Raw genomic sequence first — 7,926 nt, 5'->3', positions numbered from 1 at the left:
GGTGTGGGCGTTTTGATTAAGCGTTAGAAACTAAATCATGCCAGAAATGGGCGCCCACCCCCACCTTTTCGCTTGCGCTGCCAAGCAATTTTCATCCGTTCCGCTAGTTTTGCAAGAGGCTCTAATAGATCAACAAATGCAACACTCGCTTTATGAATAGCCACGATCGATGGCCCGCCAGACCTTTCACCTTGATCATAATCATACATTCAAAAATTTACGGTATTAAGCGTCATCAATTTACTTTCCTTTCAATGGATGCAGAACTTTTTCTGCAAAAATAACTGTTTGGTTTTGCTGAGATGAAAATGCAGGGGATGGGCCAAAGCTTGGGCAAGAATGATCTGCTGCCCAAATCCATGGCGCACGTCCGCCAGATGTTTCGCCTTGCCCAGCGTCGTATAGATAACCAACACGCTCAGCAATGACTTCATTGGTATTCAGATCAATAATTTTCAATGAACTCCCGGCAATCCAATAATCGCGATCTGCACGAGTGGAAATATCTTCATACGTTATTCCATAACGTGGAGCTGGCACGTTAGCTAATATACGACTATGAGTAAATTTCATGTATCCTTTTAAATATGCGCTATCTGTCAATGCTGGCTCCTCAATTCGACCAGTGTAGCGATACCGTTTTCCATCAGCAGGTTCCACCACATCCACATATGAATATCCGGTGCGGCTTGGCGAATTTATGGATGAGTCTTTCATATTCATTAAGTTGGTCAAGTGTGAACCATGTAGGAAACTACGAATATAGGCCTGCCCTCCCAAATCGTTGCCATATGGGTCGTCAAACAAATATTGGCTAGAAAAATTTTCGCCTTGGGGTCGAATTTTTAGCAAAAAAATTCCATCAACATCTTTAACCGTACGGTAAATTTTCTCCCCGGAAAGTTTGCACCGCTCATGAAACATCGCTGCAGCCACTTCTGCACGATTTGTCTTTTCAATGGGTTGATGCGAAGTACAGGCCACCAGTCCGGAAAACAGGAGGGGGCAAATGAGAAATTTCATGAATTCATGCATTTTATTTTTCCTTAAAAAATTTAATCTAACCTTGCTCATCCAAAACGTCAAATACTAAATATACAATTCATTTAAATTATATTATTGTGCAATTTTGGCGCTTGACATTTGCGCTATCTTTTTAAAAGCAGGGCGAAGAACTTTTTCAACGAATATCGCAGTTTGATCCAACTGGGCTGCAAATGCATGCCTAGAGCCGAAACTGGGACAAGAATTATTTGCCGCCCAGAGCCATGGAACTCGACCACCTATTTTAGAACCTTGTTCAGAATCAAATAAGTAGCCAATCCGCTCTGCTATTACCTCATTTGTTTGCAAATCGATTACCTTGAGCGAACTTCCTGCAATCCAATGTTCACGCTCGAAGCGTGTGGAAATATCGTCATATGTAATACCGTATCGCGGCGCAGGACCGGTAGCCAAGGAACGTGAAAATACAAAACGCTTATGGCCTTTTAAATAACTTTTATCCGTAAGCCATGGCTCTTCAACTTTCCCAGTATATCGATAACGTTTTCCATCTACTGGATCGATTGCATCAGCGAATGCATAGGCAATATGGGGTGGGAAATCTGCCGGCAATTTCTCTGGAAGATTGTTTTCAACAGCATATGCGCCATGAAGAAAACTTCGCACATAGATATCTCCTCGAAAATCTCGACCATAGGGATCATGAAGCTCAAACTGATCGGATAAATCCGTTTTCTCGGGGCGAACCTTGAGGACAAATACCCCATCTACATCATCTACGGTTTTATATATTTTCTCTCCAGCCAGTCGGCAACGATCCTTGAAAATCGAGGCCGCAGCATCAAAATTAGGATGTGCGTTTTCGACCACAGATCTAGTTGTGCATCCTGCGACCATTAAAAATATTGGGAATAAAAAGGCCAGTTTTATTAAATTTCGCCTCATTAAAGTTCACCTCAAGCATTTACTCTATAAATTTATCTAATATATTTTTGAAATATTTCACACTTCAAGTTCAAAAATATTAATATTCACCCTCGTTTTTTATACTTTTTGCTTTAAGATTTTGGACGAAGAACTTTTTCAACAAAAACTGCTGCTTGATCTGGCTGGCGACCAAATGCCGGGGTGCTACCAAAACTAGGGCACGCATTACTAGTTGCCCGGAGCCAAGGGGAGCGCCCACCCGATGTATCTCCTTGAGCGGAATCGTAGAAATAGCCTATTCGCTCCGCTATTATCTCGTTTTTTTCTAGATCAATAACTTTCAACGAACTTCCCGCAATCCAATAATCGCGATCCTCTTTAGTGGATATATCATCATAAGTTACCCCAAAACGGGGTGCAGGACCATTCGCCAATGACTTAGAATGGACGAAAATTTTGTGCCCTGGCAAAAACCCTTTTTTTGTCAAGGCTGGCTCTTCAACTCGGCCGGTATAGCGGTAACGCTTTCCGTCAGACGCATCCAGCACATCGACAAATCCGTATGCAATGTGCGGAGGAAAATCAGGCGGGAGAACTTTCGGAAGCGTTACTTCGGTTGTGTAGGCGCCGTGAAGAAAACTGCGAATATAGTACTCGCCGCCATGATCTCTCCCATACGGATCGTCATACGTGTATTGCTCAGAACGGTTGATTTTGTCGGGACGCACTTTGAGCAGATAAACTCCTTCTACATTTCCTACAGTCCGATGAATAAATTCTCCAGCCGTTTTGCATCGCGCCTCAAACCTAACAGCTGCCGCATCCGCATGTTCCTTTCTCAAAGTTCGTTCTGAAGCGCAGCCTACAAAAAAAACGGGAATTAACGATAGCGCGATAAATCTTAAAGTAGTATTTTTCATTTATTTCTCTTATTCAGTTATTTATATACATCCTGCTATTCACCAAACCGATAAATTAAATATTCGTTTTATGGATGGAATCCCTTCAGAGTGGTTATGATAATTACATGATTTCAGATGTTAATAGATGAAATCTAAGCATACTTCGAAAATTTACCATATTTAGAATGGTCAATCTAATTTCCCCTTTAAAGGGATGCAGAATTTTTTCTACAAAATATCTGTTTGGTTCTGCTGCTAGGAATATGCAGGGGATGGGGCCAAGCTTGGGCAAGACTGATCAGCGGCCCAAAGCCACGGGGCATGTCCGCCGGACGCCATCCGCAACCACCAAAAATGCGAAAACTAAAAAAGAAGATTTATCAAATTTTCCCTCATAGAAATTTATTTGGATTTTCGCTACATAAACTCGCAATATTAATATTTCAGATACTCTCGTCTTCTAAAATCACAAGTTTTAATACTAACCCTCAGCGCTGATATTCTTCAGCTTCAAATTAGGGCTAAGGACTTTTTCAACAAAAATCGCCGCTTTATTTGACTGGTTACCAAATGCGGGAGGACTACCAAAACTAGGACATGCGTTATTAGTTGCCCATAGCCAAGGAGCGCGGCCGCCCGATGTATCTCCTTGGGAGGAATCGAAAAAATAGCCAATACGTTCTGCGATAATTTCGTTTTTTTCAAGATCGATAATTTTTAATGAACTTCCTGCAATCCAAAAATCTCGATCTTCTTTAGTAGATATATCATCATAAGTGACGCCATAACGCGGGGCGGGGCTATCCGCCAACTCTTTAGTATGAACAAAAATTTTATATCCAGGTAAGTACCCTTTTTTTGTTAGTGCTGGTTCCTCCACCCGACCTTTATAACGATAACGCTTTCCGTCTGATGGATCAATCACATCAACGAATTCATATGCGATATGAGGAGGGAAATCAGGCGGTAAAATTTTTGGAAGCGTTACCCCAGTTCTATATGCGCCACGAAGAAAACTCCGAATATATGCCTCGCCACCGTGATCCCGTCCATATGGATCGTCAAATAAATATTGTTCAGAATAGTTAATTTTCTCAGGACGCACTTTGAGAAGGTACACTCCTTCTACATTTTCTACAGTTTTATATATAAATTCTCCAGCCATTTTGCATCGAACCTCAAACCTAACAGCTGCTGAATCAGGATGTTTTTTTCCGCAGGTCGCTCTGAAGCGCAGCCTGCAAAAATGACTGGAATTAACGACAGCCCGATGACTCTTAAAGCAATATTTTTCACTCAGATTTCCTATTCAGTTATTTAGATATTTCATGCTACCTAGCAATTCAAAAAGCACATTCTTCACCCCATGAAAGAAAATATCCTCCCAAATTCTTTTGATCATGACATAATTTCAGATATTAAATAGATGAGCTATATTACACACTCATCGCTCACGCGCCGCTTCGGAAACCGCCTTCTGCACCGGAGACAGCAGGTACTCCAACACGGTCCGTTGGCCCTGATTTATCTCGACCACCACCTGCATCCCCGGCGTAATATGAAGGCGCTTGCCTTGCGGATCTCTCAGCGATTGCTGATCCAGGCGGATCCGCGCCTTGTAACTTGCACTGCCGCTCGCCTGTGCATTACTCCCCCCTCCGCCTGCTTCCGGCCGTGCCGGTTCGCTGGCATCGGCGCTGATGTGAATCACCGTCCCGCTCAACATGCCATGCCGCTGAAACGGATAAGCCGCCAGCTTCACCTTCGCGCGCTGCCCCACCGCGACAAAGCCCACGTCCTCGTTCTTGATATTCACATCCGCAAACAGCAGCTCATCTTTCGGCACCAGGGTCAGCACCACCGCGCCCGGCTGCACCACCGCGCCGGTCGTGGTCGTCGCCAGATCCTTGATCACGCCATCCTGCGGCGCCCGCAGCACCATTTGTCCTTCGCGATAGCTGCTCTTGTCCAGGCTCGGCTGCAACTGGCCCAGCTTGGCGCGAATCTCCGCCAACTCACGCTCCAGCTCGCTTTTGTACGTGCTGTGCAACTGGCTGAGTTTCTGACGCTGCGCCGCCATCGCCGAATTCAACGCGGCCACGGTCGAACGCTGTGCATCGAGGTCCCTGGCCTTTTCAACGGCCTCGCGCTCCTTGTCAGCACTCTGGCGCACCGGCACATAGCCCTCCTTCGACAGCTCAGCCAAACTCCTGGCAGCCGCCTGATACGTCGGCAAGGTCTGCTCCAGCTTGGCCAGCGTTTCGCCAGCGCTTTTCTTTTCAAACTCCATCTTTTGCAGCAACGCCTTCTCCTGCTCCAGGCCATCGTTGAACGCGCCACGGCGCGCTTGATACTGCCGCTCCACCTGCGCAAACAGCAGCGCGTCATCCGCGGCGCGTGCCAGCATCGGTTTGCCTGACAGTTCAGCCTCTATGCGGCGCACCTGCATCTGCTGGGTACCAAAGTCACTGCTGACCCCAGTCTTGTCGGCACTGGCGAGCGTCGCATCCAGGCGTGCCAGCACCTGTCCGGCCTTGACCACGTCGCCTTCATGCACCAGCAGTTCCTTGACCACGCCCGCTTCGGATGGCTGCACGATCTTCACCAGGGTCTGCGGCGCCAGCTTGCCGTCGGCGCTGGCAATAATGTCAAGCTTGCCGAAGGCAGCCCACACGATCAGTACCAGCACCAACACCGACACCGCACGCAGCACCATGCGGCCTGCCATGCTGGGGTCCTGCCGTTCGATGCGGCTCAGGGGATCGTGCCAGCGCTTGGGTGGGCGCAGCGGAATGACCGTTGCCCCGGAAGGATCGGCCAGGGGTGCTGCCGCAGCGGCGGACGTTTGATTCGGGCTCATGGTATTCATCTCTGTTTATGCGGCGGTAACGGGCGATTCGGCTTGCGGGCGCTCAGGGTTGCCGAGCGAGGCAGCAACCGGCGCCAGGGTGACGCGCTGCGCTCCCTGCGGGCCAAGGCGGTAGACGGCGTCCAGCTGCAAGCCCTTGGGCAAGCCGTGGGTAATGAATAGCATCGTGACCTTGCCGCGCAGGGCGTTGATGGTGTGCGCAAATTGTTCGGCAGTGGACTGGTCGAGCGCGCTGGTTGCTTCGTCGAACACGAGAATGCTCGGCCGCTTGAGCAAGGCGCGCGCAATCGCGATGCGCTGCTTCTGCCCGCCAGACAAGCCGGCCCCGCGCTCGCCAATCTCGGTCTGGTATCCCTTGGGCAGCGCTTCGATCGCGCTATGGATTTCCGCCATCTGGCAGGCTGCCGCCACCTGTTCGAAACTGGCATCGGGGCTGGCCATTTGCAGGTTCTCGAAGATGGTTCCCGAAAACAGCACCGTTTCCTGCGGCACAACCCCGAAGTTGCTGCGCAGTTCATTGGCCGACAGATAGCGGATATCCACGCCATCGACCAGGATGCGCCCGGCGCTGGGCTGATAAAACCCTTGCAGCAGCTTGGCCAAGGTGCTCTTGCCGCAACCGGAGGCGCCCATGATGCCGATGGTCTGCCCCGGCTGCACCGTCAGCGACAGGTTTTGATACACCAGCGGCAAGTGCTCGGCGTACTTGAAGGCGACCGTGTCAATCTCGATCTTGCCAGCCCGCGCATTGGCACGCGCGGGAACCAGGGAATACGGTTCCACTGGCGCGTTCATCAAGTCGCCCAAGCGGTCGACCGACAGGCTCGCTTGCTGAAACTGCTGCCACAGCCCAACCAGGCGCAGCATCGGCTGCGACAGGCGGCCGGAAAACATCTGGAACGCAATCAGCATGCCGATCGTAAAATCGGTGCTGTTCATCACGGTATACGCGCCAACGCCGAGGATGAGAAGGCTCATCACTTGCTCCAGCAGATTGGACAAGGTGTTGTAGCCATTCGCCAGTTGCTTGGTCGACAGGCTGGCATCGAGATAGCTGCCGAGATAATTGCTGTAACGCGCGTCAAGCTGCGGTTCCATCTGCAGCGACTTGACCGTTTCCAGCCCGCCAATGTACTCGGTCAGGAACGCCTGGTTGCGCGCCCCCAGCAGGAATTGCTGCTGCAAACGCTCCTGGAAAATCGGCGCCACAATCATACTCAGCAAAACGATGACAGCCAGAATCGCCAGCACCACCAGGGTCAGGGTCACGCTGTAGTAAAACATGATCGCCACAAAGATCAGCAGGAACGGCAAGTCCAGCACCAATGTCACGGCAGCGCTGGAAATAAATTCGCGGATCGTTTCAACGCCATGCAGGCGCGCGGCAATGACACCGGTGGGCCGGTGCTGGAAATACATTGGCGGCAGCTTGAACAAGCGCCCGAATACCGAGGCGCCCAAGGCGGCATCGACCCGGTTACCGGTATGCAGCACCAAATACTGGCGCATCCACGACAGCGCCGCCGAAAACAGCATGAACACGGCCATGCCGATGGCAATGACGATCAAGGTGCTCTGGCTGTGATGAACAACGACCTTGTCGATGATCGCTTGGGTAAACAGCGGCGTGGCAAGGGCGATCAGCTGGATCACCAGTGAGGCAAGCAGCACTTCCTGCCACAGTTTTTTATGTTTCAGCAATTCCGGGACAAACCAGCTGAAGCCGAAACGGCGCGACTGGCGCGCCAGTTCCTCGCTGTCGGGATCGCTGGCATCCACGTTGTGAGGTGCCACACGCATTACTTTCCCCAGAAAACGCTCGCCAAACTCGGCGAGGGGAACGGTACGCGGTGCGCTATCGGCGGGTTCGACCATCAGGACGCTGCCACGGTCCGCCTGGAGGATGAGGGCGACAGCGCAAGTGGCGTCAGGCCCCGCGCCATCCGTTTCCTCGCCATCGCGCAAAAACACAAGCAGCGGGAACGACTCCCTGTACAGCTTGGCCGGCTTGGCAGAGGCCACGCCAGCCTTGAATCCGAATGACTCCATGGCAGTCGCAAGAGAAGCAATCGAATGCGGCGCGGCTAATTGTTGCTGGGCTATTTCAGGGGAGTAAGGTTTTCTGTGAAGGGCACAGACGCCCTGTAAAACCCAGAAAAATGACGCTTTGGTGATACCGGTGTGTTTCATAGTGAACGAAAAACCTGCTGTGAAAAAGCCGGA

The 7,926-nt window shown here is 50.4% G+C and carries 7 protein-coding genes; all 7 read right to left on the bottom strand.

Annotated elements, in window-relative coordinates:
* Window positions 1-240: 240 nt before the first annotated feature.
* On the bottom strand, window positions 241-1,035 hold the full coding sequence (locus F2P44_RS32180) for a hypothetical protein (protein WP_167093829.1): 795 nt from the start codon (window positions 1,033-1,035) through the stop codon (window positions 241-243).
* 81 nt (window positions 1,036-1,116) lie between these two features.
* Window positions 1,117-1,950 carry a hypothetical protein gene (locus F2P44_RS32175; protein ID WP_167093827.1) on the bottom strand — a complete coding sequence of 278 codons (834 nt, stop codon included), beginning with the start codon at window positions 1,948-1,950 and terminating at the stop codon, window positions 1,117-1,119.
* Window positions 1,951-2,063: 113 nt separating this feature from the next.
* Window positions 2,064-2,852 (bottom strand): hypothetical protein, encoded by a 789-nt coding sequence (locus F2P44_RS32170; protein ID WP_167093825.1) that lies wholly within the window; start codon window positions 2,850-2,852, stop codon window positions 2,064-2,066.
* 463 nt (window positions 2,853-3,315) lie between these two features.
* Window positions 3,316-3,999, bottom strand: a complete 684-nt coding sequence (locus F2P44_RS32165) for a hypothetical protein (protein ID WP_167093823.1) — start codon at window positions 3,997-3,999, stop codon at window positions 3,316-3,318.
* Window positions 3,969-4,130 carry a hypothetical protein gene (locus F2P44_RS32160; protein ID WP_167093821.1) on the bottom strand — a complete coding sequence of 54 codons (162 nt, stop codon included), beginning with the start codon at window positions 4,128-4,130 and terminating at the stop codon, window positions 3,969-3,971. Before F2P44_RS32160 ends, F2P44_RS32165 begins: the two co-directional genes overlap by 31 nt.
* A gap of 148 nt (window positions 4,131-4,278) precedes the next feature.
* The gene (locus tag F2P44_RS32155; RefSeq protein ID WP_167093819.1) at window positions 4,279-5,703 is read right to left on the bottom strand and encodes an HlyD family type I secretion periplasmic adaptor subunit; all 1,425 of its coding nucleotides are present in this window, start codon (window positions 5,701-5,703) and stop codon (window positions 4,279-4,281) included.
* Window positions 5,704-5,709: 6 nt separating this feature from the next.
* Complete coding sequence (locus F2P44_RS32150) at window positions 5,710-7,752, bottom strand: peptidase domain-containing ABC transporter (protein WP_308610502.1); 2,043 nt, start codon at window positions 7,750-7,752, stop codon at window positions 5,710-5,712.
* Window positions 7,753-7,926: the final 174 nt, after the last annotated feature.

The sequence above is a fragment of the Massilia frigida genome (assembly GCF_011682175.1).
In the GTDB taxonomy this organism is placed as follows: domain Bacteria; phylum Pseudomonadota; class Gammaproteobacteria; order Burkholderiales; family Burkholderiaceae_D; genus Telluria_A; species Telluria_A frigida.
This window is presented reverse-complemented; position numbering and strand designations above follow the sequence as displayed.